Raw genomic sequence first — 24,676 nt, forward strand, 5'->3', positions numbered from 1 at the left:
GGGCGCCCGGATGTGATCCGATCCAATATGAAATGGGGCGCAACGCAGGTTGCGCCCTTTTTCGTTTCGGCGGGCAGTGGACAGGGCTGCGCTCTGGGGCTAAACCTGCCTGAAACCCTGACAAAGCCCGAAAAGGGATCCCGCATATGGCGACGCTGAACGACATCCGCTCCACCTTCCTGAACTACTTTGCCAAGCAAGGCCACGAAATCGTGGAATCCGGTCCGCTTGTGCCCCGCAACGATCCCACCCTGATGTTCACCAACTCGGGCATGGTCCAGTTCAAGAACCTTTTTACCGGGGGCGAGCATCGTGATTACAAACGTGCCACCACCGCGCAGAAATGTGTGCGTGCGGGCGGCAAGCACAACGACCTCGACAACGTTGGCTATACCGCGCGCCACCACACGTTCTTTGAAATGCTGGGCAACTTCTCCTTTGGGGACTACTTCAAGAAAGAGGCGATCCCCTTTGCCTGGGAGCTGATCACCAAGGAATTCGGCATCGACAAGAGCCGTCTGCTGACCACCGTCTATCATACAGACGACGAAGCCTTTGAAATCTGGAAAAAGGTCGGCGTGCCCGAGGACCGGATCATCCGCATCGATACGTCGGACAACTTCTGGCAAATGGGGCCGACCGGGCCCTGCGGTCCGTGTACCGAGATCTTCTACGATCACGGTGATCACATCTGGGGCGGCCCTCCGGGCAGCGCTGATGAAGATGGCGACCGTTTCATCGAGATCTGGAACGTCGTTTTCATGCAGAACGAACGGTTCGAAGACGGCTCGATGAAGGCGCTGGACATGCAGTCCATCGACACCGGCATGGGGCTTGAGCGTATCGGTGCGCTGCTGCAGGGCAGTCACGACAATTATGACACCGACCTGTTCAAGGCGCTGATCGAAGCCTCGGCCGATGTTACCAACGTTGATCCTTATGGCGATCAGAACGTGCACCACCGGGTGATCGCGGACCACCTGCGCTCTACCTCTTTCCTGATTGCTGATGGCGTGATGCCTTCCAACGATGGGCGCGGTTATGTGCTGCGCCGCATCATGCGCCGTGCCATGCGCCACGCGCACCTGCTGGGCGCCAAGGATCCGGTGATGCACCAACTGGTTCCGGCCCTAGTGCAGCAGATGGGCGCCGCCTATCCTGAACTGGGCCGCGCGCAGGCACTGATCCAGGAAACGCTGCACCTGGAGGAAAACCGTTTCAAACAGACGCTGGACCGCGGTCTGAAGCTGCTGGACGACGAACTGTCCGGACTGGACGAGGGCGCACCCCTGCAGGGTGAGGCTGCGTTCAAGCTTTATGATACCTACGGCTTCCCGCTGGACCTGACGCAGGACGCCCTGCGCGAAAAGGGGCGTGAAGTCGACACCGACGGCTTCGATACTGCCATGGCGGCGCAAAAGGCCAAGGCGCGTGCCGCATGGTCAGGCTCGGGCGAAAGTGCCGACAGCACCCTATGGTTCGATATTGCCGATGAACATGGCGCCACCGATTTCCTCGGCTATGAAACCGAAAGCGCCGAAGGCCAGATCCAGGCCATCGTCAAGGATGGCGAGATAGTGCGTGAGGCGGGTAAGGGCGATAGCGTTCAGCTTGTCCTGAACCAGACGCCGTTCTATGCCGAATCCGGTGGGCAGGTCGGAGACAGCGGTGAAATCCGTCTCGAAGGTGGCGCCCTGCGCGTCACGGACACCAAGAAAGCTGCCGATGTCTTTATCCACTTCTGCGAAGTGACCGATGGGATCGTGACGGTCAATGCACCCGCGCAGCTGGTGGTGGATCACACCCGCCGCAGCGCCATTCGTGCCAATCACTCCGCCACGCACCTGCTGCACGAGGCCCTGCGGGAGGCGCTTGGCGATCACGTGGCACAGCGCGGCTCGCTCAACGCTGAGGATCGTCTGCGCTTTGACTTCAGCCACGGAAAGGCGCTGAGCGCCGAGGAGCTGACCCAGGTTTCAAAAGACGTGAACACCTATATTCGCCAGAACACCCCGGTGGAGACCCGGATCATGACGCCGGATGATGCCCGTGCCCTGGGCGCGCAGGCGCTGTTTGGTGAGAAATACGGCGACGAGGTTCGTGTCGTCTCCATGGGGCGCGCAGCAACCGGCAAGGGTCACGACAAACAGACCTATTCCATCGAACTCTGCGGCGGGACACATGTGAAGCAGACCGGTGATATCGGTTCCTTCGTCATCCTTGGCGACAGCGCATCCTCGGCTGGCGTGCGGCGCATCGAGGCGCTGACCGGCGCTGCAGCCTCTGAATATCTGGAGGCCGAGGCGGGCCGGATGGCGGATGTGGCAGCGATGCTCAAGGCACAGCCTTCCGATGTCATCGACCGCATCAAGGCGCTGATGGACGAGCGCAAGGCGCTGCAGAACGAGGTATCGCAGCTGAAACAGCAAGTCGCTATGGGTGGCGGTGCGTCCGGTGGTGTCGAGACCAAAGAGATCGGCGGCAAGACCTTCCTCGGTCAGGCGCTGGAAGGCGTATCGGGCAAGGATCTGCGCGGGCTGATTGATGCGCACAAGCAGAAACTCGGATCCGGTGTGATCCTGCTGATCGCCAATGACGATGGCAAGGTCGCGGTTGCGGCCGGGGTCACCGATGATCTGACCGGAGAGATTTCCGCGGTGGATGTGCTCAAGGCCGCTGTACCTGCCGTTGGCGGCAAGGGCGGCGGTGGCCGCCCCGACATGGCGCAGGGCGGCGGCAAGGATTTCGCCGGGGCCGAAGCGGCCATCGCGGCGGCAGAAAAACTTTTGGAGGAATAATCATGGGCGCACTCTGGATTGCTCACGTCACGGTCACCGATGCGGAGGCCTATGGCAAATATGCCGAGCTGGCGGGTCCGGCGATTGCCAAACACGGGGGCAGCTTCATCGCCCGCGGCGGCAAGTTCGTACAGCTGGAAGGCAAGGAACGCCCACGTAACGTGGTGGCGAAATTCCCCAGCGTCGAGGCCGCCGTCGAATGCTACAACAGCCCGGAATACCAGGAGGCGCTAAGCCACGCGCGCGACGCCTCTGAGCGTGAGCTTATGGTAGTGGAAACCTCTGAATAATTGCGGTTTTCCGCGACCTGCCCAAAAAGGGCAGGGTGATACAAAAAGGAGCGCAGGTCATCCTGCGCTCCTTTTCTTTTGCCGGGATGCCACCAGCAATCAATAGGGATCGCGGGGGCGTCTATCGTCCGTCAGGCTCGAGGTGTGGCAGGTCACCAAAAGCTCGATCGCATCGGCCAGGTGCTCTTCCTGAATGTTGTAATCTCCGCGGGCGACGCGGATCTTGTGGGCTTCGATCATTACATCCGCATGGGTGCAGCCGGTGGGCGGTTCAAACCTGTAGCAAGCCAGCTCGATCATCAGCCCCAGCGGATCCTTGAAGTAGATCGAATCCATGAAGCCGCGGTCTTTGGCGCCGGAATGGCCGATGCCGCGGTCCTTCAGCCGCTTTTCAACTTGCGAGAACATGGCCCTGCTGACGTTGAAGGCGATGTGATGCACGCAGCCGGGTTCCGTCGGGGTGCGGCGGCGGTCGGGGGTGCGGGTTTCATTGGTGAAGACGGTGATCAGGCGCCCGTCACCGGGATCGAAATACAGGTGGCCTTCATCCGGGTTGTCCAGATTGGGCTGATCAAAGACGAAGGGCATGCCGAGGAGCCCCTCCCAGAAATCGATCGAAGTCTGCCTGTCGGCGCCGGTCAGCGTGATGTGATGGACGCCCTGTACCTGAATTTTCTGCATTCGGGTCCTCCTGTAATTTTGGCGGACCCTATCATGGATGCAGGATAGAGTAAGGCCGCCCCGGGGGGCGGCCTCGTAAATGTGATCAGCCGTTGGTCTTGGCCATTCGCTTGCGTTCATGCGGATCAAGGTACCGCTTGCGCAGGCGCACGTTGTTGGGCGTGACCTCGACCAGCTCGTCGTCGTTGATATAGGCAATCGCCTCTTCCAGCGACAGCGTCATCGGGGTGGTGAGGCGGACCGCCTCATCCGTGCCGGAGGCGCGCACGTTGGTCAGTTTTTTGCCTTTCAGCGGGTTCACTTCCAGGTCGTTGTCGCGGGAGTGTTCGCCGATGATCATGCCGGTATAGACGTCGGCCTGTGCGCCGATCATCATCTTGCCGCGCTCTTCGAGGTTCCACAGGGCGTAGGCAACCGACTGGCCGTTCTCCATCGAGATCAGAACACCAGCGCGACGGCCCGGGATCGGGCCCTTGTGCGGGGTCCAGCCGTGGAACACGCGGTTCAGAACACCGGTGCCGCGGGTGTCGGTCAGGAATTCGCCGTGATAGCCGATCAGACCGCGCGAAGGCACATGAGCGATGATCCGGGTCTTGCCGGCGCCTGCGGGCTTCATCTCGACGAGCTCACCCTTGCGGGCGCCGGTCAGTTTCTCGATCACTGCGCCGGAGTATTCGTCATCAACGTCGATGGTAGCCTCTTCGACGGGCTCCATCTTGACGCCGTTCTCTTCGCGCATGATCACCTGCGGGCGGGAGATCGACAGTTCGAACCCTTCACGGCGCATGTTTTCGATCAGAACGCCCATCTGCAATTCGCCGCGGCCCGAGACTTCGAAAGCTTCGCCGCCGGGCGTGTCGGCGATCTTGATGGCGACGTTGGATTCGGCCTCTTTCATCAGGCGATCGCGGATAACGCGCGATTGCACCTTCTTGCCATCGCGACCCGCCAGCGGGCTGTCATTGATGCCAAAGGTCACGGTGATGGTGGGCGGATCGATCGGCTGTGCGTCGAGCGGTTCATCCACGGCCAGGGCGCAGATGGTATCGGCCACGGTGGCCTTGGCCATGCCCGCGATGGAAACGATATCACCGGCCTGGGCTTCTTCGATGTCCTGTTCAGAAAGGCCGCGGAACGCCTGAATACGGGTCACGCGGAACTGTTCGATCTTCTGGCCCATGCGGGTCAGCGCCTGAACCGTAGCACCCACTTTCAGAGTGCCGGATTCGACGCGGCCGGTCAGCAGGCGGCCCACGAAGGGATCAGAGCCGAGCGTCGTGGCCAGCATGCGGAAATCTTCATTCTGATGCTTGATCTGCTTGGGCTCGGGCACGTGGTTGACGATCAGGTTGAACAGCGCGTGCAGATCCTTGCGGGGGCCGTCCAGCTCTGCATCGGCCCAGCCATTGCGGCCCGAAGCATACATATGCGGGAAGTCGAGCTGATCCTCGGTGGCATCCAGCGATGCGAACAGGTCAAAACATTCGTCCAGTGCACGGTCCGGCTCGGCGTCGGGCTTATCGACTTTGTTCAGTACGACGATGGGGCGCAGGCCCAGGGCCAGCGCCTTGGAGGTCACGAATTTGGTCTGCGGCATCGGGCCTTCGGCGGCATCGACCAGCAGCACAACACCATCGACCATGGACAGGATCCGCTCAACCTCGCCACCGAAGTCGGCGTGGCCGGGGGTGTCAACGATATTGATGCGGGTGCCATTCCACTCGACCGAGGTCGGTTTTGCAAAAATGGTGATGCCCCGCTCGCGCTCCAGGTCGTTGCTGTCCATGGCGCGTTCCGCCACAGCCTGGTTTTCGCGGAAGGCGCCGGATTGTTTCAGCAACTCGTCGACGAGGGTGGTTTTCCCGTGGTCCACGTGTGCAATGATCGCAATGTTGCGCAGGTCCATGACGTCAGCCTTTGTAAGGAAGTTGCGCCGCGCATAGCCCGATACCGGCCCGAAGGCCAGAGAAAATACGAAAATACGGCGCAATGGTCGCTGCAGTGCAGCGGTTTGGACGCCCCGATAGCGCTGTCAGTGGCCAGAAGACCCTGAAAACAGATGAATGACAAGGATCCCGGCCAAGATCATCGCCATGCCAAGCACGGCGGGAAGGTCCAGTTTCTGCCCGAAGACGACCAATCCGATCACTGCAATCATCACGATGCCGAGGCCAGACCAGATTGCATAGACGATCCCGACGGGCATCACCCGCAGCGTCAGACCCAGCATGTAGAAGGAAAACCCGTAGGCCACCAGAACGATCAGGGAAGGCAGCAGACGGCTGAATTGCTGGCTGGCCTGCAGGGCGGTGGTGCCGATGGTTTCGGCGGCCACGGCAATGATCAGATAGGCGTAATGAACCGGCATCAGGGCCTCCGGAGTTCAAAAGGAAAATGCTCCTTTTCCGCGTAGCGCAAGCGGCGGTTCCGGAACAGCCCCGAAAATCCCAAGTGTAGTTTTTTGTTTGTTTGGCAGAGCCTTTGGGGATGCAGGGGCAGTGAAGACACTCTGCAGGGCAGCAGGCGCTGGCACTGTCGTGGACCGGTGTATCCGTAAAATGGAGTTCAATTTTCTAACCGAACAGAAACGGTTTTTGGATACAAAGCAGGTTGGAAGGAAATCTGATGAAGCATTTTCTGGCCGGCTTGGCGGCTTGTATCGTCGTTGCATTGTCGCCGTTGCTGGTTCTGGCTTCGAACAACGACCTGCGTCCGGGTGATCCGATCCTGGTCGTTTCCGCCCCCTGGGGGCCGGGCGCGCCGGATGTGATCGCCGGTTCAGGTTTGCAGGAGATTTCCCCCGAACGCGCGCCATTTGGTGCGCTGACAGTTATCGAGGATCTGGCGGACGCCAGACGGTTAAAAGAAAACGGTGCCTGGTTTGTGGTTGATGGAACGGTGATCGCCCAGATCTGTGCGGAGTGAGTAAAGGGGTTGCTCGGGTATGGGCAAGAATACACAGGACGGTGGGCTGGGTTTGTCAGCCGCCGCGAATACTTCTGACAAAAAGTTTCAGCGTTTGGCCACTCTGGCCCTGCTGCCTGCGCCGGCCCTGGTGGCCTATTTCGTTGATGGCGCAGTGTCGTGGTGGCTGATGGCCAGCTTGAGCGCCGCCCTAGGCCTATTGACGTGGCTGTCAAAAGGGTTCTCCGACAGCTTTCGCGATTATGTCATCACCTTCTGCTATATCGGGCACAGCATTCTGTTCACGACCTCCTTTGCCGGTCACGCCTGGCAGATCGACAGTCATATGCTGTTCTTTGCCTCGCTCGCCGTGGTGTCGACCCTCTACAGTCCCGGCGCGGTAATCTTTGCCACCGTGCTTGTGGCGGTTCATCACCTTGCCTTCAGCCTGATGCTGCCCTCCTTGGTGTTCCCGGGCGGCTCGGTCCTTGCCAGCATCGAACGCACGGTGATGCACGCCGTGATCCTGCTGCTGGAGGCCGGTATTCTGCTGATGAGCATCTTTCAGCGTCAGGCGGCCCGTAGGGCGCTCGAAGAGCAGCAACAGGCGCTGCAGGAAGAGGCAGCCAAGGCTGAGGAGGCAGAAGAGGAAGCCCTGCGCAGCAAGCGGGATTCAGAAAACGTTGTGATGATTTTCGACGAGAGCCTGAAAACTATGGCGGCAGGAAACCTCAGCGGTCGTATCACCGGTGATTTCCCGCATGAGTACGAATCCATGCGCGACGCCTTCAATGAACTGGCGGAAAGCCTGAACTCGGGCATTGGCACCGCAATGACGATCTCCGGCGATTTCCGCAACGATGCGCATTCCGTTTCTGAGGCGGTGCAAAGCCTGTCGGCCCGGACGGAATCGCAGGCGGCAACCCTGACCGAAACCACGGCGGCCCTTCAGGAGTTGAGCGAGTCAGTGAAGAAAAGCGCGGCTGATTCCGGCAAGGCCGCCGAGAATGCACGCACGGCCTATCGCGGTGCGGTGGAAAACGGCGATCTGATGTCGGCAGCCGTGGATGCCATGGGAAACATCGAACAGTCCTCCAACGAGATTTCGACGATCATCAACGTGATCGAGGATATTTCCTTCCAGACCAACCTTTTGGCGTTGAATGCGGGCGTCGAGGCCGCCCGCGCCGGAGAAAGTGGCCGAGGCTTCGCTGTTGTGGCGGCCGAAGTCCGGGCACTGGCGCAGCGCACCGCCGACGCTGCAAACGAGGTGAAGTCGCTGATTGGAACCAGCGCCAAGCAGGTCAAGGAAGGTTCGGAACTGGTCAACAAGGCTGGCGACGCCCTTCAGGATATCGTCGCGCGGGTTTCCGAAACCAATAAGCTGATTGAGGCAATCTCCGGCACATCAACCGATCAGGCTTCTGCCCTGTCCGAAATGGCTTCGGCGCTTAGCACGCTGGACGGGGCGACCCAAACCAATGCCGCCATGGTTGAAGAGATGACCGCCATGAGCATGAGCATGGACAGCAAGGCGCGTGAGCTGGCCGGAACGCTGTCGCGTTTTGAGCTTGATGATCAGCAGTCAGGTATGGGTGGAGCAGGGGGGCTGCGTCTGGTGAGCTGACGCAACCCTGCCCAGCAATCTGGGTGTTCCGTCCATCGCATTGGCCGGGCCGAATTAAGTAAATGAACGGAAACGGGGGCGGTGGTGATCACTGCCCTGGTTTCCGTTTGGTCTGATTATGTCTGTGGGGCCCGTCCGGAGGGGAGGTGTTTAGACCCGGCCGGCGGCTTCAAACCAGGGCAATAACTGAGCGCGCACATGGGTCCAGACCTCTGGCGCCCCCCTGGCCACTTTTACCCCGACGCGCTCTTCCAGTTGGATGAGGCTGACATCGTATTCCACCCAGCTGCCGCCACCGCTCAATAGGTTCAGAAAGATCGGCTGAACCCGGTCGATGGATTTGGCGTAGATAGCATCCGGACTCTCAGCGGCTTCAAACTCGGTCCAGAGCCCGTGAAAGGCGCTGCCTTGCGGATGCGGCAGAAGGTGGAACAGGCGCTCTGCGGCGGCGGCTTCCTTGGCCTCAAGCGCGGCCAGCGCCGCAGGGTCCTGGGTGCCGTGTATTGGAGTGTCCCCGGCGTCGATTTCCACAAGATCATGTAGCAACAGCATCTGCACGATGCGGCCCACATCCACGTCGTGGGCGCTGTGCTCGGCCAGGATCCAGCCATAGAGCATGATGTGCCAGCTGTGTTCGGCAGAGTTTTCCCGGCGCGATCCATCTCCGAGTTTGGAGGCGCGCAGAACCAGTTTCAGCGCGTCGGCCTGGTTGAGGAATTCCAGCCTCTGGGTCAGTGTCGCGCAACTCGCTACGCTGCCCTGACCCAAAAGGTTCATCGCGTGATGGTAGGCCTTGGGGAATTGCGTTTCCAGCGCTGCGGCGCGTCCAGTGGACAGGTTTTCCCGCACCACATCAAAATGGAACTCCGGCGCATCCGCGCAGTACAGGGTCTGAAAGATCGGCTGACAATGGTCCAGATGCTTGGCGAACCGTGCATCAAGACTTTCGCCCGCCTCGAATTCGCGCCAAAGGTCGAACAGCTCTGCGCCCTGATCCTCTGGGAGCAAGCCAAACAGTCGCTGGGCCGCTGCCAGTTCAGAAACCGCCACGGCCTCCCAGTCGACGTCATCGGTGATCGGATGATCGCCCGCGTCGATTTCCACCAGATCATGCAGCAACAGCATCCGGATGACCCGGTCGATGTTCACATCCGGGTCTGCCAACGGGGCGAGCGCCAGCGCATAAAGCGCCAGGTGCCAGCTGTGTTCGGCGGAGTTTTCCGCGCGCGACCCGTCCAGAATTAGGTTTTGCCGTTCGATCCGGCGTAGTTTCTCTGCTTCGAGGAGAAAGTCGAACTGTCGTTGGAGGCGCATCGTCACGACGCGCCGTCCGTCTTGTTCAGCTGCGCTTCAGCTTCGGCCTGCAGGGCTGCGATTTTCTGGTTCAGGAAATCGCGGGCTTTGCGCTCGGCAAGGCGCACGCGGATCTCGGTCAGAAAGGCCTCTTCCAGAGATTGGGACGCCGCGCCCAGAACCTGTCCGACTTCGACATAAAGCCGGTCCTGGCCGATGGCGTCCTGTATCTTCAGCGTATCGATGGCCAGCTTTTGGGCCAGCGTCTCGATCGTGCTCATCAGCGCGTGTTCTCTGTCAGGCGGCGTTTGACGTAGTCGTTCACGTTGGTCATCAACGTGTCCATGTGCTGATCTTGGAAGAAGTGATCCGCGCCTTCGACCTCGGTATGGGTAATGGTGATACCTTTCTGCTCGTGCAGCTTGTTCACCAGGTTCACCGTGTCTGCGGGCGGCGCCACGCGGTCGGCGGTGCCGTTGATGATCAGACCCGAGGACGGGCAGGGCGCCAGGAAGGAGAAGTCATACATATTGGCAGGCGGAGCTACCGAGATGAAGCCAGTGATCTCCGGGCGGCGCATCAGCAGCTGCATGCCGATCCAAGCCCCGAAGGAGAAGCCGGCAACCCAGCAATGCTTGGAGTTGTTGTTCATCGACTGCAGGTAATCCAGCGCCGATGCCGCATCGGACAACTCACCGACGCCTTGGTCGTATTCACCCTGCGACCGGCCAACGCCCCGGAAATTGAAGCGCAGCACGGTGAAGCCCATGTTGTAGAAGGCATAGTGCAGGTTATAGACAACCTTGTTGTTCATCGTGCCGCCAAACTGAGGGTGCGGATGCAGGATGATCGCGATCGGTGCGTCTTTTTCTTTTTGGGGGTGATAGCGGCCTTCCAGGCGGCCTTCGGGTCCGGGGAAAATGACCTCAGGCATGGGCAGTACGTTCCTACTCTTGGTATTTCCTTGAATGCCGGACCGGGAAACTTGACGAATTCGGTAAGGCACCTTAGAACTGTTCTAATTGTTGCGGGGGTCTTGGACCTGCGCTGTCAAGATCAGATATGCGTTGATGCGGTTAAGGTCAATGTTTTCGGCATTTACGCGGCTGTTTGGAGTGTCTGGACGATGAAACTATCCACCAAGGGGCGCTATGCCATGGTTGCCCTTGCTGATATTGCCCTGCAACCGGAAGGCACCCTTGTCGTGCTTGGCGATATCTCCAAACGTCAGGATATTTCGCTGCCCTATCTGGAGCAGCTGTTTGTGAAACTGCGCCGTGCCGATCTGGTGGCTTCGGTACGTGGGCCGGGCGGCGGCTATCGTCTGGCGAAACCTGCGTCGGAAATCCGGGTGGTGGATGTGCTGTCGGCCGTCGATGAAACCGTTGATGCGATGCACAAGGGGGCAGGTGCCTCCGGCGCGGCCTCCGGATCGCGGGCGCAGTCGCTGACCAACCGTCTGTGGCAAAGTCTTAGCGCGCAGGTCTATGTGTTCCTGCACCAGACGCGCCTGTCGGATGTGATCGAAAACGAGCTGGCGCCGTGCCCGGCGGTTCCGAACCTTTTTGCGGTGGTCGACGCCGAGGCCGATTGACCCCGGTTCCCGCTAGAGGCAGGGACGGTGCAAGTGCCCTCAGATTGGAAAACATGAGTCTATGAAACGCGTTTATCTGGATCACAATGCCACCACGCCCGTGCGGGCAGAGGCGCGCGATGCGATGATTGCGGCGATGGACCTGTGCGGCAACCCGTCGTCAGTGCATGCCGAAGGGCGCGCGGCGAAATCTCTGATCGAACGCAGCCGCGCGCAGATCGCGGAGGCCTTTGGCGCAGACGGGGCCGATATTGTCTTTACCTCCAGCGCCACCGAGAGCGCAGCGCTGGCTTTGTCTGGGCGGGGTCTGCACGGCGCCCCGGTTGAACACGATGCTGTAAGGGCCTGGACTAACGAGGATCTTTCCGTGTCCCAGCAGGGTATCGTCGAGGTGCCCGACCCGGCTGGCTCGACGTTGCAGTTGGCCAATTCGGAAACCGGCGTGGTGCAGAACCTGCCGCAGGGTCTGGCGGTGACGGATGCGACCCAGGCCTTTGGCAAGCTGCCGGTGGCCTTTAACTGGCTCGGCGCCCAGATGGCGCTGATTTCGGCGCATAAACTGGGCGGCCCCAAGGGCTGCGGTGCGCTGGTGCTGAAGCGCGGCACCGATCTGGCGTCGCAGATCAAGGGCGGCGGGCAGGAAATGGGCCGTCGCTCGGGCACCGAGAACGTGATCGGCATCGCCGGTTTTGCGGCTGCTGCCACGGCGGCGGCCCGGGATCTGGCCGATGGGCGCTGGGATCGCGTCGCCGAACTTAGAAATATTCTAGAAAATGCCCTTGCGGTCGACGCCCCGGAAACTATTTTTGTCGGGAAAGAGTCGCCCCGCCTGCCCAACACCACTTGTTTCGCCACCCCGGGCTGGAAAGGCGAAACGCAGGTCATGCAAATGGACCTTGCCGGTTTCGCCATTAGCGCGGGCAGTGCCTGCTCCAGCGGCAAGGTCCGGGCAAGCGCGGTTCTGACTGCGATGGGATACGATGAGATAACCGCCCAGGGCGCCGTTCGGGTTTCGCTCGGGCTGGAGACAACAGAAGAAGATGTGCTGCGCTTTGCCGAAGCGTGGCTGAAGAAACAAAAGAAACATCGCGCCCGCGCGGCGTGAGTGCAGGAGATGATCATGGCCGCTTTGGACCAAACGCAAGTCAAGGAAGGTGTAGACCAGGAAACCGTGGATGCGGTGGCCGAGGTCAGCACGTATAAATACGGCTGGGAGACCGATATCGAGATGGAATACGCCCCCAAGGGCGTGAACCCCGATATCGTGCGCCTGATCTCTGAAAAGAACGAAGAACCGGAATGGATGACCGAATGGCGTCTGTCCGCCTTTGAACGCTGGAAGCAGATGGATGAACCGGACTGGGCGATGGTCAGCTACCCGGAAATCGATTTCCAGGATCAGTATTACTACGCCCGTCCGAAATCGATGGAAGTGAAGCCGAAGTCACTGGATGAGGTCGACCCCAAGCTGCTCGCCACTTACGAAAAGCTTGGTATCCCCCTGAAAGAACAGATGATTCTGGCAGGCGTCGAAGGCGCTGAGGATACCCCTGCCGAAGGCCGCAAGGTCGCTGTGGACGCGGTGTTCGACTCCGTGTCGGTCGGCACCACCTTCCAGAAGGAGCTTGAAGAGGCAGGTGTCATCTTCTGCTCGATCTCCGAAGCGATCAAGAACCACCCCGAGTTGGTGAAGAAATACCTCGGCTCGGTCGTGCCGGTGTCCGACAACTTCTACGCCACGCTGAACTCGGCCGTGTTCTCGGATGGCTCCTTTGTTTACGTGCCGCCGGGTGTGCGCTGCCCGATGGAACTCTCCACCTATTTCCGCATCAACGCGGAAAACACCGGCCAGTTCGAGCGGACTCTGATCATCGCGGACAAGGGCTCTTACGTCTCTTACCTCGAAGGCTGCACCGCGCCGCAGCGTGACGTGGCCCAGCTGCACGCAGCCGTGGTCGAGATCATCATCGAAGAAGACGCCGAGGTGAAATACTCCACCGTTCAGAACTGGTATCCCGGTGACGAAAACGGCAAAGGCGGCATCTACAACTTTGTCACCAAACGCGCCGATTGCCGCGGTGACCGAGCCAAGGTGATGTGGACCCAGGTGGAAACTGGCTCTGCCGTGACCTGGAAATACCCGTCCTGCATCCTGCGCGGCGACGACAGCCAAGGTGAGTTCTACTCGATCGCCATCGCCAACAACATGCAGCAGGCCGACACCGGCACCAAGATGGTGCACCTGGGTAAGCGCACAAAATCGCGCATCGTGTCCAAGGGGATTTCGGCCGGCAAGGCGCAGAACACCTATCGTGGTCTGGTCTCTATGCACCCTAAAGCCAAGGAAAGCCGCAACTACACCCAGTGTGACAGCTTGTTGATCGGCGACAAATGCGGCGCCCACACGGTTCCCTACATCGAAGTAAAGAACAACTCCTCGCGGGTGGAGCATGAGGCGACCACATCCAAAGTGGACGATGAACAACTGTTCTACTGCCGTCAGCGTGGCATGGACGAAGAAGAAGCGGTCGCTCTGGTGGTGAATGGCTTCTGCAAGGACGTACTGCAGGCCCTGCCGATGGAATTCGCCATGGAAGCACAGCAGCTGGTTGCGATCAGCCTTGAAGGTTCGGTGGGCTGATACTGATGCGGCGGACGCCTGATCAAAACCTTTCCAGACCGGCTCGGGGCGCGTGGGATCACCACCGCCTCCATCGGCAGGGAACCGGCAGCGCGGCAGTGCTGCTGGCCGGGTTTTGCACGGGCGCCGTTGTGGGCGGCTGGATCACTGATGGGCTTGGCGTTTATGCCGTGGGTGCGGTTGGAGCTCTGGCGTTTTGGTGCGTCGGCTTCTGGATCTCTCGCCGCCGTCAACGCGGCAGGGATGGTCTGAAATGACTGCTGTTCCTTTGCATAACGGGCCTTTGCGGCTGTTCTGGTGGAAAGGTACGCCGAACTTCGGTGATGCCCTGTCGCGCATCGTGACGGCGCATGTCTCAGGGCGTGCGGTGCAGCACAGCCGCCCGGCGCAGGCGGATCTGTTTGCGGTGGGGTCGATCCTGCAGATCGTGCGCCGGAATTTTTCGGATAAATCCACACCGAAAAACAACGCACCGTGGATCTGGGGGAGCGGTGTTTTGCACCATATTCCCAATGGGTTCCTTGAAAATGTTCAGGTGGCCCTGCTGCGCGGTCCGGTAACTGCGGCCTTGCTGGGATTGCAGGCAAACCGGTTCGGGGATCCGGGGTTTCTGATCGCGGATGCGCTTGGCGACAAGCCGACGCGGGGCGACCGTATCGGATTGGTACCGCATCACAGCCAGATCGACGATCCGATGGTCCGGGCCGTTGCGGCCTCCGATCCTGCCTTCGATCTGATCGATCCCCGCAGGGAGCCCGAGGTGGTGTGCCAACAGATCGGCGCCTGCCGCCATGTGTTTGCGTCGTCGCTGCATGGGCTGATTACCGCGGATTCTTACGGCGTGCCCTCTACCTGGGTTTGGCCCGGCGATCAGGGCTATCTGAAATACCACGACTACGCTGCCTCGATCGGGCGTGCGATGATCGCGCCGACGGCATGGGAGGATATTCCCGGCCTTGCGCGCGGCCTGCACCACGACGACGGGCCGCTGCCCCACGCCGATGGGATCGCTGCGGCTCAGGCCGCGCTTTATGACACATTTCCCGCCGCGTTGCGGAGCCACCAGGCTCTGGCGGTGGATCCGACAAAGAAAACGAATACAGGCGCGGCCACGGCCGTGCACTCAGGATAAGAAACGAGGAAATCATGCTGGAAATCAAAAACCTGCAAGTCAAACTTGAAGAAGAGGAGAAGCAGATCCTCAAAGGTGTGGACCTGACGGTCGAGGCTGGCAAGGTACACGCGATCATGGGACCGAACGGGTCGGGTAAATCGACCCTGTCTTATGTTCTGTCCGGTAAGGACGGCTATGAGGTAACGGGCGGCACGGCGACGCTGGAGGGTGAAGATCTGCTGGATCTGGAGCCGGAAGAGCGCGCGGCAGCTGGCCTGTTCCTGGCGTTCCAGTATCCGGTCGAAATCCCCGGCGTCGGCAACATGACCTTCCTGCGCACCGCCGTGAACGCGCAGCGCAAGGCGCGCGGCGAGGAAGAACTCTCCGCTGCTGATTTCCTGAAAGAAGTCCGCGCCAAGGCTAAGGATCTGAAGATCGACGCCGACATGCTGAAACGTCCGGTCAACGTCGGTTTCTCCGGCGGTGAGAAGAAGCGTAACGAGATCCTGCAGATGGCGATGCTGGGCCCCAAGATGTGCATTCTCGATGAAACCGACTCCGGTCTCGATGTCGATGCGATGAAGCTGGTGGCTGATGGCGTCAACGCGCTGCGTGACGAAGGCCGTGGCTTCCTGGTGATCACCCACTACCAGCGCCTGCTGGATCACATCAAACCGGATGTGGTGCACATCATGGCCAATGGCCGCATCATCAAAACCGGCGGCCCCGAGCTGGCGCTCGAGGTGGAAAACAACGGTTATGCCGACATCCTGGCAGAGGTGGCGTAAATGGCGCTTCCCGAGGTAAAACAAACAGCTACGGATGCGCGGCTCGCCGCGCTGACGCTGCCCGAGGGTGGCTGCCTGGAACCGGCACGCCGCGCTGCGCTGTCCCGCGTGCAAACGCTTGGTCTGCCCGGTCGCCGCGATGAGTACTGGAAATACACCCGGCCCGAGACACTGACCTCGGCCGAGGTCACGCCTGCCGCTGTCTTTGACGCGGGCGAGCCGCCGATGTTCGATGAATTCGACAGCCTGAAGGTCGTCTTTGTCGATGGTGTCTTTGATGCCGACGCTTCGGACGATCTGGCGCTCGAAGGTGTTCAGATCGACCGGATTGCTGATATCTGCGGCAAAGATATCCATTGGGCCAAAGACTTGTACGGTGTTCTTGAGGCACGCGGCCAATCCCCGGTTGCCCGTCCGCTTGCGGCGCTGAATACGGCCTTTGCCCAGGATGGTCTGGCGATCCACGTGACCGGCACCCCTTCCAAGCCGATCAACATGGTCTATCGCCACACCGAGACCGGTTCGGATGCAATCCTGCACCACGTCATTCTTGTGGACGCGGGCGCCGAAGCCACGATCCTGGAAAACGGTCCGGCGGCGGCGCGGTTCAACAAATGCATGGAGATTGACATTGCCGACACCGGCAAGCTGCATCTGGTGCGTTCGCAGGGCCGTGATCACGAACGCCGCGCGGCCACGCATCTGTTTGCGCGGCTCGGCACGGAATCGCAGCTCAAGGCCTTTACCCTCACCGTTAACGGCGTGCTGACCCGTAACGAGGCGGTGATCGAGCTGACCGGCGACGATGCCATTGCGCATATTGCGGGCGCCTGCGCCGGTGATGGCGACTTCCATCACGATGACACCGTGTTCATCACCCATGACGCGGTGAATTGCGAAAGCCGTCAGGTCTTCAAGAAGGTTCTGCGCAACGGGGCAACCGGTGTGTTCCAGGGCAAGATCCTGGTCAAGGAAGGTGCGCAGAAAACCGATGGCTACCAGATCAGCCAATCGCTGCTGCTGGATGACGACAGCCAGTTCCTCGCCAAGCCCGAGCTGGAGATCTACGCCGATGACGTGGCCTGCTCGCACGGTTCCACGTCTGGCGCGATTGACGAGGATGCGCTGTTCTATCTGCGTTCGCGTGGGGTGCCGGAAGGTGATGCGACCGACCTGTTGACGCTTGCATTCCTGGCCGAGGCCGTCGACGAAATCGAGGACGACACGATCGCCGAGGCAATCGTCGCGCGTCTCGAAGGCTGGTTGTCGCGGCGCCGCTGATGGCTGTGACAACTGACATTGTCGCTACATACCGGGGGCCGCGCCGTGTAATTGCGCGGCTCCTGTCAATGGGGCACCGCGAAGACCGGTTGCTGGCCTTCGTGATGTTCGGCTGCGCCATGGCATTCGTGGCGCAGATGCCACGCCTTGCGCGTGAGGCGCATCTGACGGGGCAAGAGCTGAACATGCTGCTTGGCGGCGCGCTTCTTGGGCTGGTCTTCATGGCGCCACTGGCGCTTTATGCGCTATCTCTCGTGCTGCATCTCCTTGCGCGTATTCTGGGTGGACAGGGTGAGGCTTATCGTTCTCGTCTGGTTCTGTTCTGGACGCTGCTGGCCTCCAGCCCGCTCTTGCTGCTGAACGGATTGGTTGCCGGGTTCATCGGCCCGGGTCCTGCGCTCAACAGCGTTGGCATTTTGTGGCTGGCGGTTGTGCTGTGGTTCTGGCTGTCTGGCATGATCGAAGCCTATTGGAACCGCACATGACCCCGTTCCTGAACCTTGCACTGCTGACCCTGCGCAGCCCCGCCAAAGCGGCCGAGATCGTTCTTGCCCAGCAATGGCGGGGAGAGGCGGTCTGGACAGGTTTGTTGCTGGTGGCCGTGCTGAACGCGCTGACCCATGCGCTGATGCTGTGGCTGTTTCCGGTGGCGCAGGAACTGGCGTTTCTCAATATGTCACCGACGGCGCTGGTGGGGCTTTCTGCCGGTCTTCTCGTGGTCTTTTCCGTGGCGGTGACCTTTTGCGGTCGGCTGATCGGCGGGCAGGGTGGCTTTGCCCAGGTTCTTCCGGTGATGGTCTGGCTGCAACTGGTCCGTGTCGGCATTCAGGCCGTGGTGATCGTGGTGACGCTGCTCTCGGCTGGTATCGGCGCCTTGCTGAGCCTGCTGGTTAACGTGTTTTTGATTTACGTGCTCCTGCATTTCGTGAACGAGGCGCATAGGTTCAATTCCCTGTGGCGCGCCTTTGGCGTGCTGGTTATGGCGAGCCTTCTGGCCCTCTTTTCTCTGACATTCGTTTTGGGTCTTCTTGGCCCAGCCAAACTGGGACTGCCCGCTTATGTATGACGTCAACACGATCCGATCCGATTTCCCGATCCTGTCCCGGCAGGTGAACGGCAAGCCGCTGACCTATCTGGACAATGGTGCCTCGGCGCAAAAGCCGCAGGTGGTGATCGATGCGATCACACGGGCGTATTCGGAGGAATATGCGAATGTTCACAGGGGCTTGCACTTCCTGTCTAACCTCGCAACCGAGAAGTATGAATCCGTGCGGGGGGTCATTGCCCGGTTCCTGAACGCAGGTGATGAGAACACGATTGTGCTGAACTCCGGCACCACCGAAGGGATCAATCTGGTTGCTTACAGCTGGGCCATGCCGCGGTTCGAACCGGGGGATGAGATCGTTCTGTCGGTGATGGAGCATCACGCCAATATCGTGCCTTGGCATTTCCTGCGCGAACGGCAAGGCGCCGTTCTGAAATGGGTGGATACCGCGCCCGACGGCAGCCTTGATCCCCAGGCTGTGATTGATGCCATCGGTCCGAAAACTAAACTGGTTGCCATCACTCAATGTTCCAACGTGTTGGGCACCGTGGTGGATGTTAAGACCGTGACCGAAGGCGCCCGCGCCAAAGGCGTTCCGGTTCTGGTGGACGGGTCGCAAGGCGCCGTGCACATGCCAGTCGATGTGCAGGACATCGGCTGCGATTTCTATGCCATCACCGGGCACAAGCTTTATGGCCCCTCGGGATCGGGGGCGATCTATATCCGCCCCGAACGGATGGCGGAAATGCGTCCCTTTATTGGTGGGGGTGACATGATCCGCGAGGTCACGCGGGATACGGTCACCTACAACGATCCGCCGATGAAATTCGAGGCCGGCACGCCGGGGATCGTGCAGACGATTGGTTTGGGCGTCGCGCTGGAATACATGATGGATATCGGGATGGAGAACATCGCCGCCCATGAACGCGATCTGTGCGACTACGCCTCCGCGCGGCTGAACGGCCTCAACTGGATCAGTGTTCAGGGGCAGGCACCGGGCAAGGCGGCAATCTTTAGCCTGACCATGAACAACGCTGCGCATCCCCATGATATTTCGACCATTCTCGACAAGAAGGGCGTGGCAGTCCGTGCGGGGCAGCATTGCGCGGCGCCGCTGATGGATCACCTTGGTGTGGCGGCGACCTGCCGTGCGTCCTTTGGAATGTATAACACAAGGGAAGAGGTCGACACGCTGGTCGATGCGCTGGAACTGGCGCACGAGTTGTTCTCATAAAACATCGCGTTCCCGGCCCCGGGTGATCGGGACCGGGAACCGAGCCGACCTATGCCGTCGCACCGCCCAGCAGATCCATGCGGGGCATCAGATCCAGCAAATGACGTGAATACTCATGCGCGGGGGCTTCGAACAGAGTTTCTGCCTCCGCGATTTCGCAGATCTGGCCGTTCCGCATCACTGCAATCCTGTCGCACATCTGACGAATGACCGGCAGGTCGTGACTGATGAAGATCATGGTCAGGCCCAGTTCCTCTTGCAAGTCTTTGAGAAGGTTCAGGATTGTCGCCTGAACCGAGACGTCCAGCGCCGATGTCGGCTCATCACAGATCAGGATCCGCGGGCGCGACGCCAGCGCCCGCGCGATTGATATACGCTGCCGCTGGCCACCGGAAAACTCATGCGGATAGCGCAGCCCGGCGGCGGCGCCCAGCCCGACATGATCCAGAAGATCGCCTACCACCCGGCGGGTTTCCTTGTCGCTGTCGGTCATCCGGTGATAGCGGATTGGCTCGGCGACGATATCGAACACCCGCATTCGCGCATTGAGCGAGGAATAGGGGTCCTGAAATATCATTTGCAGCGCCCGGCGGGCCTGCTGCGCCGGGGCGCTGTTGGGGCGCGAGCTAACATCTTGGCCCAGCACCCGGATGGCACCGGAATCCGGGTGATAAAGCCCCGCGATCAGCCGCGCGATGGTGGACTTGCCTGAGCCGGATTCCCCCACGATGCCAAAGGTTTCCCCTTCGGCGACCGAGAATGTCGCCTCGTCCACCGCCCGCAGCATGCGCCGGTTCCGTTTGAGCAGCGATTTTTGCAAAACGAAGGAGAGGTCGAGTTTTTCGACCTCGACCGCAGCCTGTCCCTGACGGTCACTGCGGGCCTGTCCCAGCCAGTGGTTCTGGACGTCGATCCGGCTAAAGGGCTTGGTGTCGCCCTCGATAGAGTCGACCGAGGTGAACCGCTCCAGCTTTCGATCCGCGCGCGGAACAGCGGCGATCAGGGATCGGGTGTATTCGTGATTGGGGGCGCCAAGGATCTGCGCAACATCACCGGTTTCCACCACTTCGCCGCGGTACATCACCACCACCCGATCAGCGATATTTGCAATGACGCCAATGTCATGGGTGACGATGATGACGCCCAGATTGCGTTCCCGGCACAGACGTTTCAACAGGTCAAGGATCTGCGCCTGGATCGACACATCCAGCGCGGTGGTTGGTTCATCCGCGATGATCAGATCGGGATCGCCGGCAAGGGCAAGGGCAATGACCACCCGCTGACGCATGCCGCCCGAGAACTGGTGCGGATAGGCGCGCAGCCGTGCCTTGGCCTCGGTGATGCCGACCTGTTCCAGCAGTTCCACCGCACGGTCTTCGGCCTTGGCATCCTTCAATCCCGTTGTTTTTTCAATCGTTTCAACCAGCTGCGCGCCGATGGTCATCAGGGGATTGAGCGAGGTTTGCGGATCCTGGAAGATCATCCCGATCCGGTCCCCCCGGATCCGGCGCATCTCATCCTCGTCGCGCCCACGCAGCTCTTCCCCCTGAAACAGGATCGAGCCGCCCGCAACGCGCCCCGGCGCCTCCAAGAGGTCAATGATTGCGTTGCCAATGGTGGATTTACCGGCGCCGGATTCTCCGACTAGACCGACGACTTCCCCCGGGTTCACCGAAAGCGAGACATTTCGCGCCGCCTTGACCGTGCCGCGACGGGTGGGGAACTCGACATCGAGCCCTTCGATTTTCAAAAGTTCAGTCATCTTAGTTTCGGATTGAGGGCATCACGCATCCAGTCGCCAAGCAGGTTCACTGCAAAAACCAGAACGACCAGTGCGATTGCGGGAAAGAAGGTGATCCACCACAGACCGGAGAAGAGGTATTCGTTGCCAACCCGGATCAGGGTGCCAAGCGACGGCGTGGTGGGCGGGATGCCCTGACCAAGGAAGGACAGGGTCGCCTCGGAGATGATGGCAAGGGCAAGACCGATGGTCGCAATCACCAGAACCGGGCGCAGGGTGTTGGGAAAGATGTGACGGATCATGATCAGCCAGCGGGGCAGGCCGATGATGCGCGCCGCCTGCACGTATTCCTTGTTTGCCTCGACCAATGTGGCGCCGCGGGCGACGCGGGCGAATTGCGGCCAGTCGGTCAGGCCAATGGCGATGATCACCACGTAGATGGCGAATTCGTCGCGCAGCTCCAGTGGCAGTACGGCGCGGCCGATGCCGTTGATCAGGATCGCCAGCAGAATGCCCGGGATGGTCAGCTGCACATCGGCGATGCGCATGATCACCGCATCGGTGACGCCACCGACGTAGCCCGAAATCACCCCCAGCGTGACGCCCAAAACCATGCCAAGGCAAACGGCAGCCAGCCCCACGATGATGGAGAGGCGCCCACCGTAAAGGACCGTCGATAGCATGTCGCGGCCCTGATTGTCGGTGCCCAGCAGGTATTGCGGTTGCCCGCCTTCGGCCCAGGCGGGGGGTAGCTTGCCATCCCGGAGCGAGATTTGCGCCGGATCAAAGGGATCAAATGGCGCGAGAACGGGGGCAAAAACGCAGGCCAGGATCATCAGAACCGTGATCACGGCGGCAATCACCGCCCCCGGTGAATGGAAAAAGGACCAGACGATGTCATTGTCCTTGAAACGCTCCCAGCGGGTGGCCGGGCGATCGGTTGGAAGGCTCATCAGGACCCCAGACGGATACGTGGATCGACGACGAAATATAGAATGTCGACGATCAGATTAATCAGGACGAACAGCAGCGCCACGAAGACAAGGTAAGCGGCCATGATCGGCACATCGACGAAATCGACAGCCTGGATGAACATCAGGCCGGTGCCGGGCCACTGAAACACGGTTTCCGTGATCACCGAAAAGGCGATCAGCCCGCCGATATTTAGGCCGATGATGGTGATCACCGGAACCAGCGTGTTGCGCAGCGCGTGACGAAAGTTCACCGCCCGTTCAGACAGGCCACGGGCGCGGGCGAACTTGATGAAATCGGTGCGCATGACCTCCATCATCTCGGCCCGCACCAGACGCAGGATCAACGTCAGCTGAAACAGCGACAGGGTAATCGCGGGCAGGACGATGGCGCGCCAGCCATCGCTGGTCAGCAGTGATGTTTTCCACCAGCCAAGGTCCACTGTACCGCTGCGCCCCGAGGACGGCAGCCAGCGCAGATGCACGGCAAAGACATAGATCAGCGCGATGCCAATGATGAAGGTTGGCAGGCTGACCCCGATCAGCGATGTCGACAGGATGACCCGGCTGACCCAGGATTTGCGCCGGATACCGGTATAGACACCCAGTGTAATTCCAACCACCAAGGCTATGATTGCACTTACAAAAACCAGCTCTAGCGTCGCGGGTAACCGCTCCAGGATCAACTCATCCACGGGGCGCTTGATCCGGTAGCTGAGCCCGAAATCGCCGCTAAGGATATTCCCCATGAAGCGGGTGTACTGCGTCAGGATGGGGTCATCGAGCCCCAGTTGCTGACGGATTTCGATCCGTTGTTCGCGCGTGGCATCCTGTCCGACCATATTGTTGACCGGATCGCCGACGAAGTTGAACAGGGAAAAACTGATGGCCGAGACGACAGCCATGACAAGCAAGGACTGCGCCAGCCGTTTGAGGATAAAGAATGTCATTGAGCCCCCGGAGCATAGGGGCGGACGCCAGGCCCGCCCCGTGACTCAATTTACTTCATGACCGCGAAACGGGGACGGAAGGCATCATCCGCCGCGATCGCGATATCGACCTTGTCCGAGATCCCCCATGCCAGAACCTGGTGGTGGATCGGTACATAGGGAATGTCGGCCTTCACCAGATCCCAAGCCTCATCGATCAGCGCGGTGCGCTTGTCGATGTCGATCTCGGTGGTGATTGCGTCAGTGATCTCGTTCACGCGAGCGTTGTCATAGCCGGTCGCGTTCCAGGACCCTTCGCCATCCAGCAGGTAGGAGAAGACATAGTGGCTGTCGAGCGTCGGAACACCCCAGCCTAGCATGTAGAAATCCGATTCACGCTTCTGGATCTTGGGGAAGTGCTGCGCCTTCGGAATCGCGTCGAGGTTCACCTTCACGCCAATCTTGGCCAGCATCGCCACGGCCGCCTGACAGATCTTCTCATCGTTGTTGTAGCGGTTGTTGGGGCAGTCCAGCTGGATCGAGAAGCCATCGGGATAGCCAGCCTCGGTTAGCAGAGATTTCGCTTTTTCCGGATCAAAGCCGTAGGAAGCGTCGTTGTCCGGCGTATTGCCCAGAACACCCGGCGGGGTGATCATACCGGTCGGGAAGGACAGGCCTTCCATGACGACGCGCTGGATCGCAGCCTTGTCGATGGCCAGGTTAAAGGCTTCGCGTACCCGCTTGTCCTTGAACGGATTTCCATCCACATCCGAGCTGCGCAGCTTGTCGACACCCTGATCCATGCCGAAGAAGATCGAGCGGATCTGGGCCACGGTTTTGACGCCGAGCCCATCGGCGGCCTCGATACGTTTGAGATCCTGCAAGGGCGGATCCAGCACGAAGTCGACCTCACCCGACAGCAGCGCAGCAACGCGAGTCGCGGCATTGGAAATCGGGCGATATTCGATCCTGTCGATATTGCCGGGGAACATGTCATTGCCCCACCAGGCGGCGTTGCGCTCCAGTACTGTCAGCTCATCCGGGGCGCGGCTGACCAGCGAAAACGGGCCGGTGCCATTGGCATTGCGCACCGCGTAGGTTTCTTCCTTGGCCTTGAAATCCTGCGGGGCGGTGACGTTGTTCGCCTCTGACCAGCCCTTGTCCATCATATAGATCGAGGTCAACTGGTTCGGCAGGATCGGGTTCGGGCCATCGGTCATCAGCTTGACAGTGTAATCGTCGATCACCTCGACCGAGGTTACGTTTTTGGCCTGCTCTTTGTAGTCGGAGGCCTCGTGGTTGGCGCGTTCGAAGGAAAACACCACGTCTTCGGCGGTGAAATCCGCGCCATCATGGAACTTCACTCCCTCGCGCAGCTTGAAGGTCCAGCCGTCGGACCCGGCTTCCCAGCTTTCGGCGAGTTCAGGTTGCAGGGTAAGGTCTGCATCGCGGGTAACGAGCGATTCATAGATCTGCCCGTTCATCGCGATTGTGGGGCCTTCGTTTTGCGAATGGGGGTCCATGGTCAGAGCGTCGCCCTGGCTTGTCCAACGCAGGACATTCTCGGCCAGCGCGGGGCTTGCCGCCGTCATCGCCAGAAGCGAGACGGTAAATAGTCGTAAGCGCTGTCGCCACCCCACGCCTGTTCAGCTTGACGGGGTGAAGTTCCAAGGTAGCAGCTCGTCGATCCTTCTGGCCGGGTGACCGGCGGCGATGGCTTCCAGGGTCGCCTTCAAATAGGCAAA

At 60.3% G+C, this 24,676-nt stretch carries 24 protein-coding genes; 13 read left to right on the forward strand and 11 right to left on the reverse strand.

The window, feature by feature from the left end; all coding sequences use genetic code 11:
• Window positions 1–146: 146 nt before the first annotated feature.
• Both alaS and AAFO90_RS10965 read left to right on the forward strand, forming a co-directional pair.
• On the forward strand, window positions 147–2,798 hold the full coding sequence (gene alaS, locus AAFO90_RS10960) for an alanine--tRNA ligase (protein WP_347509440.1): 2,652 nt from the start codon (window positions 147–149) through the stop codon (window positions 2,796–2,798).
• A gap of 2 nt (window positions 2,799–2,800) precedes the next feature.
• Window positions 2,801–3,088: a DUF1330 domain-containing protein gene (locus AAFO90_RS10965; RefSeq protein ID WP_274834188.1), complete on the forward strand. Its 288-nt coding sequence runs from the start codon at window positions 2,801–2,803 to the stop codon at window positions 3,086–3,088.
• A 99-nt stretch (window positions 3,089–3,187) separates the two neighbouring features.
• On the opposite strand, the gene AAFO90_RS10970 is transcribed toward AAFO90_RS10965, so the two are convergent.
• The 3 genes from AAFO90_RS10970 to AAFO90_RS10980 form a co-directional block, all read right to left on the reverse strand.
• Window positions 3,188–3,769 (reverse strand): VOC family protein, encoded by a 582-nt coding sequence (locus AAFO90_RS10970; protein ID WP_065270332.1) that lies wholly within the window; start codon window positions 3,767–3,769, stop codon window positions 3,188–3,190.
• Between the two features lie 85 nt (window positions 3,770–3,854).
• Window positions 3,855–5,675: a translational GTPase TypA gene (gene typA / locus AAFO90_RS10975; protein ID WP_347509442.1), complete on the reverse strand. Its 1,821-nt coding sequence runs from the start codon at window positions 5,673–5,675 to the stop codon at window positions 3,855–3,857.
• Window positions 5,676–5,801: 126 nt separating this feature from the next.
• Window positions 5,802–6,137, reverse strand: a complete 336-nt coding sequence (locus AAFO90_RS10980) for an SMR family transporter (protein WP_347509443.1) — start codon at window positions 6,135–6,137, stop codon at window positions 5,802–5,804.
• Between the two features lie 257 nt (window positions 6,138–6,394).
• Between AAFO90_RS10980 and AAFO90_RS10985 the strand changes: the two genes are divergently transcribed.
• Window positions 6,395–6,694, forward strand: coding sequence for a hypothetical protein (locus AAFO90_RS10985; RefSeq protein ID WP_347509444.1), 300 nt, complete (start codon window positions 6,395–6,397; stop codon window positions 6,692–6,694).
• A 19-nt stretch (window positions 6,695–6,713) separates the two neighbouring features.
• Window positions 6,714–8,300, forward strand: coding sequence for a methyl-accepting chemotaxis protein (locus AAFO90_RS10990; protein WP_347509445.1), 1,587 nt, complete (start codon window positions 6,714–6,716; stop codon window positions 8,298–8,300).
• Window positions 8,301–8,450: 150 nt separating this feature from the next.
• Here the strand turns inward: AAFO90_RS10990 and AAFO90_RS10995 are convergent, their stop codons facing one another.
• From AAFO90_RS10995 to AAFO90_RS11005, 3 genes are read right to left on the reverse strand one after another with little or no spacing between them, the layout of a single operon-like run.
• Window positions 8,451–9,620, reverse strand: a complete 1,170-nt coding sequence (locus tag AAFO90_RS10995) for an HD domain-containing protein (protein ID WP_347509446.1) — start codon at window positions 9,618–9,620, stop codon at window positions 8,451–8,453.
• Window positions 9,617–9,874, reverse strand: coding sequence for a hypothetical protein (locus tag AAFO90_RS11000; RefSeq protein WP_274829296.1), 258 nt, complete (start codon window positions 9,872–9,874; stop codon window positions 9,617–9,619). The genes AAFO90_RS10995 and AAFO90_RS11000 overlap by 4 nt, the downstream gene beginning before the upstream one ends.
• Window positions 9,874–10,527: an alpha/beta hydrolase gene (locus AAFO90_RS11005; RefSeq protein WP_065270326.1), complete on the reverse strand. Its 654-nt coding sequence runs from the start codon at window positions 10,525–10,527 to the stop codon at window positions 9,874–9,876. Before AAFO90_RS11005 ends, AAFO90_RS11000 begins: the two co-directional genes overlap by 1 nt.
• Window positions 10,528–10,719: 192 nt before the next feature.
• Between AAFO90_RS11005 and AAFO90_RS11010 the strand changes: the two genes are divergently transcribed.
• From AAFO90_RS11010 to AAFO90_RS11050, 9 genes are all read left to right on the forward strand, one after another.
• Window positions 10,720–11,187, forward strand: a complete 468-nt coding sequence (locus tag AAFO90_RS11010; RefSeq protein WP_065270325.1) for an Rrf2 family transcriptional regulator — start codon at window positions 10,720–10,722, stop codon at window positions 11,185–11,187.
• A gap of 61 nt (window positions 11,188–11,248) precedes the next feature.
• Window positions 11,249–12,292 (forward strand): cysteine desulfurase family protein, encoded by a 1,044-nt coding sequence (locus AAFO90_RS11015; protein ID WP_347509447.1) that lies wholly within the window; start codon window positions 11,249–11,251, stop codon window positions 12,290–12,292.
• Between the two features lie 15 nt (window positions 12,293–12,307).
• A complete protein-coding gene (sufB, locus tag AAFO90_RS11020) occupies window positions 12,308–13,828 on the forward strand; it encodes a Fe-S cluster assembly protein SufB (protein ID WP_274829298.1) in 1,521 nt (506 codons plus the stop codon).
• Window positions 13,829–14,081: 253 nt separating this feature from the next.
• The gene (locus AAFO90_RS11025; RefSeq protein ID WP_347509448.1) at window positions 14,082–14,960 is read left to right on the forward strand and encodes a polysaccharide pyruvyl transferase family protein; all 879 of its coding nucleotides are present in this window, start codon (window positions 14,082–14,084) and stop codon (window positions 14,958–14,960) included.
• A 14-nt stretch (window positions 14,961–14,974) separates the two neighbouring features.
• On the forward strand, window positions 14,975–15,730 hold the full coding sequence (gene sufC, locus AAFO90_RS11030) for a Fe-S cluster assembly ATPase SufC (RefSeq protein ID WP_347509449.1): 756 nt from the start codon (window positions 14,975–14,977) through the stop codon (window positions 15,728–15,730).
• Entirely contained in the window at window positions 15,731–17,011 is a 1,281-nt protein-coding gene (locus tag AAFO90_RS11035; RefSeq protein ID WP_274866523.1) for a SufD family Fe-S cluster assembly protein, read from the forward strand.
• Entirely contained in the window at window positions 17,011–17,496 is a 486-nt protein-coding gene (locus AAFO90_RS11040; protein ID WP_347509450.1) for a YIP1 family protein, read from the forward strand. The genes AAFO90_RS11035 and AAFO90_RS11040 overlap by 1 nt, the downstream gene beginning before the upstream one ends.
• A complete protein-coding gene (locus AAFO90_RS11045) occupies window positions 17,493–18,077 on the forward strand; it encodes a YIP1 family protein (RefSeq protein ID WP_347509451.1) in 585 nt (194 codons plus the stop codon). Before AAFO90_RS11040 ends, AAFO90_RS11045 begins: the two co-directional genes overlap by 4 nt.
• Window positions 18,070–19,290 (forward strand): cysteine desulfurase, encoded by a 1,221-nt coding sequence (locus tag AAFO90_RS11050; protein ID WP_347509452.1) that lies wholly within the window; start codon window positions 18,070–18,072, stop codon window positions 19,288–19,290. The genes AAFO90_RS11045 and AAFO90_RS11050 overlap by 8 nt, the downstream gene beginning before the upstream one ends.
• 49 nt (window positions 19,291–19,339) lie before the next feature.
• Here the strand turns inward: AAFO90_RS11050 and AAFO90_RS11055 are convergent, their stop codons facing one another.
• Genes AAFO90_RS11055 through AAFO90_RS11075 form a run of 5 tightly spaced genes read right to left on the reverse strand, consistent with a single transcriptional unit; the run spans window position 19,340 to window position 24,667 of the window.
• Complete coding sequence (locus AAFO90_RS11055; protein WP_347509453.1) at window positions 19,340–21,052, reverse strand: ABC transporter ATP-binding protein; 1,713 nt, start codon at window positions 21,050–21,052, stop codon at window positions 19,340–19,342.
• Window positions 21,049–21,984 carry an ABC transporter permease gene (locus AAFO90_RS11060; RefSeq protein WP_347509454.1) on the reverse strand — a complete coding sequence of 312 codons (936 nt, stop codon included), beginning with the start codon at window positions 21,982–21,984 and terminating at the stop codon, window positions 21,049–21,051. The genes AAFO90_RS11055 and AAFO90_RS11060 overlap by 4 nt, the downstream gene beginning before the upstream one ends.
• Complete coding sequence (locus AAFO90_RS11065) at window positions 21,984–22,952, reverse strand: ABC transporter permease (protein ID WP_347509455.1); 969 nt, start codon at window positions 22,950–22,952, stop codon at window positions 21,984–21,986. The genes AAFO90_RS11060 and AAFO90_RS11065 overlap by 1 nt, the downstream gene beginning before the upstream one ends.
• A 50-nt stretch (window positions 22,953–23,002) precedes the next feature.
• Window positions 23,003–24,571, reverse strand: coding sequence for an ABC transporter substrate-binding protein (locus AAFO90_RS11070; protein WP_347509456.1), 1,569 nt, complete (start codon window positions 24,569–24,571; stop codon window positions 23,003–23,005).
• 6 nt (window positions 24,572–24,577) lie between these two features.
• On the reverse strand, window positions 24,578–24,667 hold the full coding sequence (locus AAFO90_RS11075; RefSeq protein WP_347509458.1) for a transposase domain-containing protein: 90 nt from the start codon (window positions 24,665–24,667) through the stop codon (window positions 24,578–24,580).
• Window positions 24,668–24,676 lie beyond the last annotated feature (9 nt).

Source organism: Phaeobacter sp. CAU 1743 (genome assembly GCF_039839315.1).
Lineage (GTDB): Bacteria > Pseudomonadota > Alphaproteobacteria > Rhodobacterales > Rhodobacteraceae > Phycobacter > Phycobacter gallaeciensis_A.

Excerpts from the sequence above, each read along its gene's own strand:
- alaS (WP_347509440.1), top strand. The coding sequence starts at position 147 with ATGGCGACGCTGAACGACATCCGCTCCACCTTCCTGAACTACTTTGCC.
- AAFO90_RS10965 (WP_274834188.1), top strand. The coding sequence starts at position 2,801 with ATGGGCGCACTCTGGATTGCTCACGTCACGGTCACCGATGCGGAGGCC.
- AAFO90_RS10970 (WP_065270332.1), bottom strand. The coding sequence starts at position 3,769 with ATGCAGAAAATTCAGGTACAGGGCGTCCATCACATCACGCTGACCGGC.
- typA (WP_347509442.1), bottom strand. The coding sequence starts at position 5,675 with ATGGACCTGCGCAACATTGCGATCATTGCACACGTGGACCACGGGAAA.
- AAFO90_RS10980 (WP_347509443.1), bottom strand. The coding sequence starts at position 6,137 with ATGCCGGTTCATTACGCCTATCTGATCATTGCCGTGGCCGCCGAAACC.
- AAFO90_RS10985 (WP_347509444.1), top strand. The coding sequence starts at position 6,395 with ATGAAGCATTTTCTGGCCGGCTTGGCGGCTTGTATCGTCGTTGCATTG.
- AAFO90_RS10990 (WP_347509445.1), top strand. The coding sequence starts at position 6,714 with ATGGGCAAGAATACACAGGACGGTGGGCTGGGTTTGTCAGCCGCCGCG.
- AAFO90_RS11000 (WP_274829296.1), bottom strand. The coding sequence starts at position 9,874 with ATGAGCACGATCGAGACGCTGGCCCAAAAGCTGGCCATCGATACGCTG.
- AAFO90_RS11005 (WP_065270326.1), bottom strand. The coding sequence starts at position 10,527 with ATGCCTGAGGTCATTTTCCCCGGACCCGAAGGCCGCCTGGAAGGCCGC.
- AAFO90_RS11010 (WP_065270325.1), top strand. The coding sequence starts at position 10,720 with ATGAAACTATCCACCAAGGGGCGCTATGCCATGGTTGCCCTTGCTGAT.
- AAFO90_RS11015 (WP_347509447.1), top strand. The coding sequence starts at position 11,249 with ATGAAACGCGTTTATCTGGATCACAATGCCACCACGCCCGTGCGGGCA.
- sufB (WP_274829298.1), top strand. The coding sequence starts at position 12,308 with ATGGCCGCTTTGGACCAAACGCAAGTCAAGGAAGGTGTAGACCAGGAA.
- AAFO90_RS11025 (WP_347509448.1), top strand. The coding sequence starts at position 14,082 with ATGACTGCTGTTCCTTTGCATAACGGGCCTTTGCGGCTGTTCTGGTGG.
- sufC (WP_347509449.1), top strand. The coding sequence starts at position 14,975 with ATGCTGGAAATCAAAAACCTGCAAGTCAAACTTGAAGAAGAGGAGAAG.
- AAFO90_RS11035 (WP_274866523.1), top strand. The coding sequence starts at position 15,731 with ATGGCGCTTCCCGAGGTAAAACAAACAGCTACGGATGCGCGGCTCGCC.
- AAFO90_RS11040 (WP_347509450.1), top strand. The coding sequence starts at position 17,011 with ATGGCTGTGACAACTGACATTGTCGCTACATACCGGGGGCCGCGCCGT.
- AAFO90_RS11045 (WP_347509451.1), top strand. The coding sequence starts at position 17,493 with ATGACCCCGTTCCTGAACCTTGCACTGCTGACCCTGCGCAGCCCCGCC.
- AAFO90_RS11050 (WP_347509452.1), top strand. The coding sequence starts at position 18,070 with ATGTATGACGTCAACACGATCCGATCCGATTTCCCGATCCTGTCCCGG.
- AAFO90_RS11055 (WP_347509453.1), bottom strand. The coding sequence starts at position 21,052 with ATGACTGAACTTTTGAAAATCGAAGGGCTCGATGTCGAGTTCCCCACC.
- AAFO90_RS11060 (WP_347509454.1), bottom strand. The coding sequence starts at position 21,984 with ATGAGCCTTCCAACCGATCGCCCGGCCACCCGCTGGGAGCGTTTCAAG.
- AAFO90_RS11065 (WP_347509455.1), bottom strand. The coding sequence starts at position 22,952 with ATGACATTCTTTATCCTCAAACGGCTGGCGCAGTCCTTGCTTGTCATG.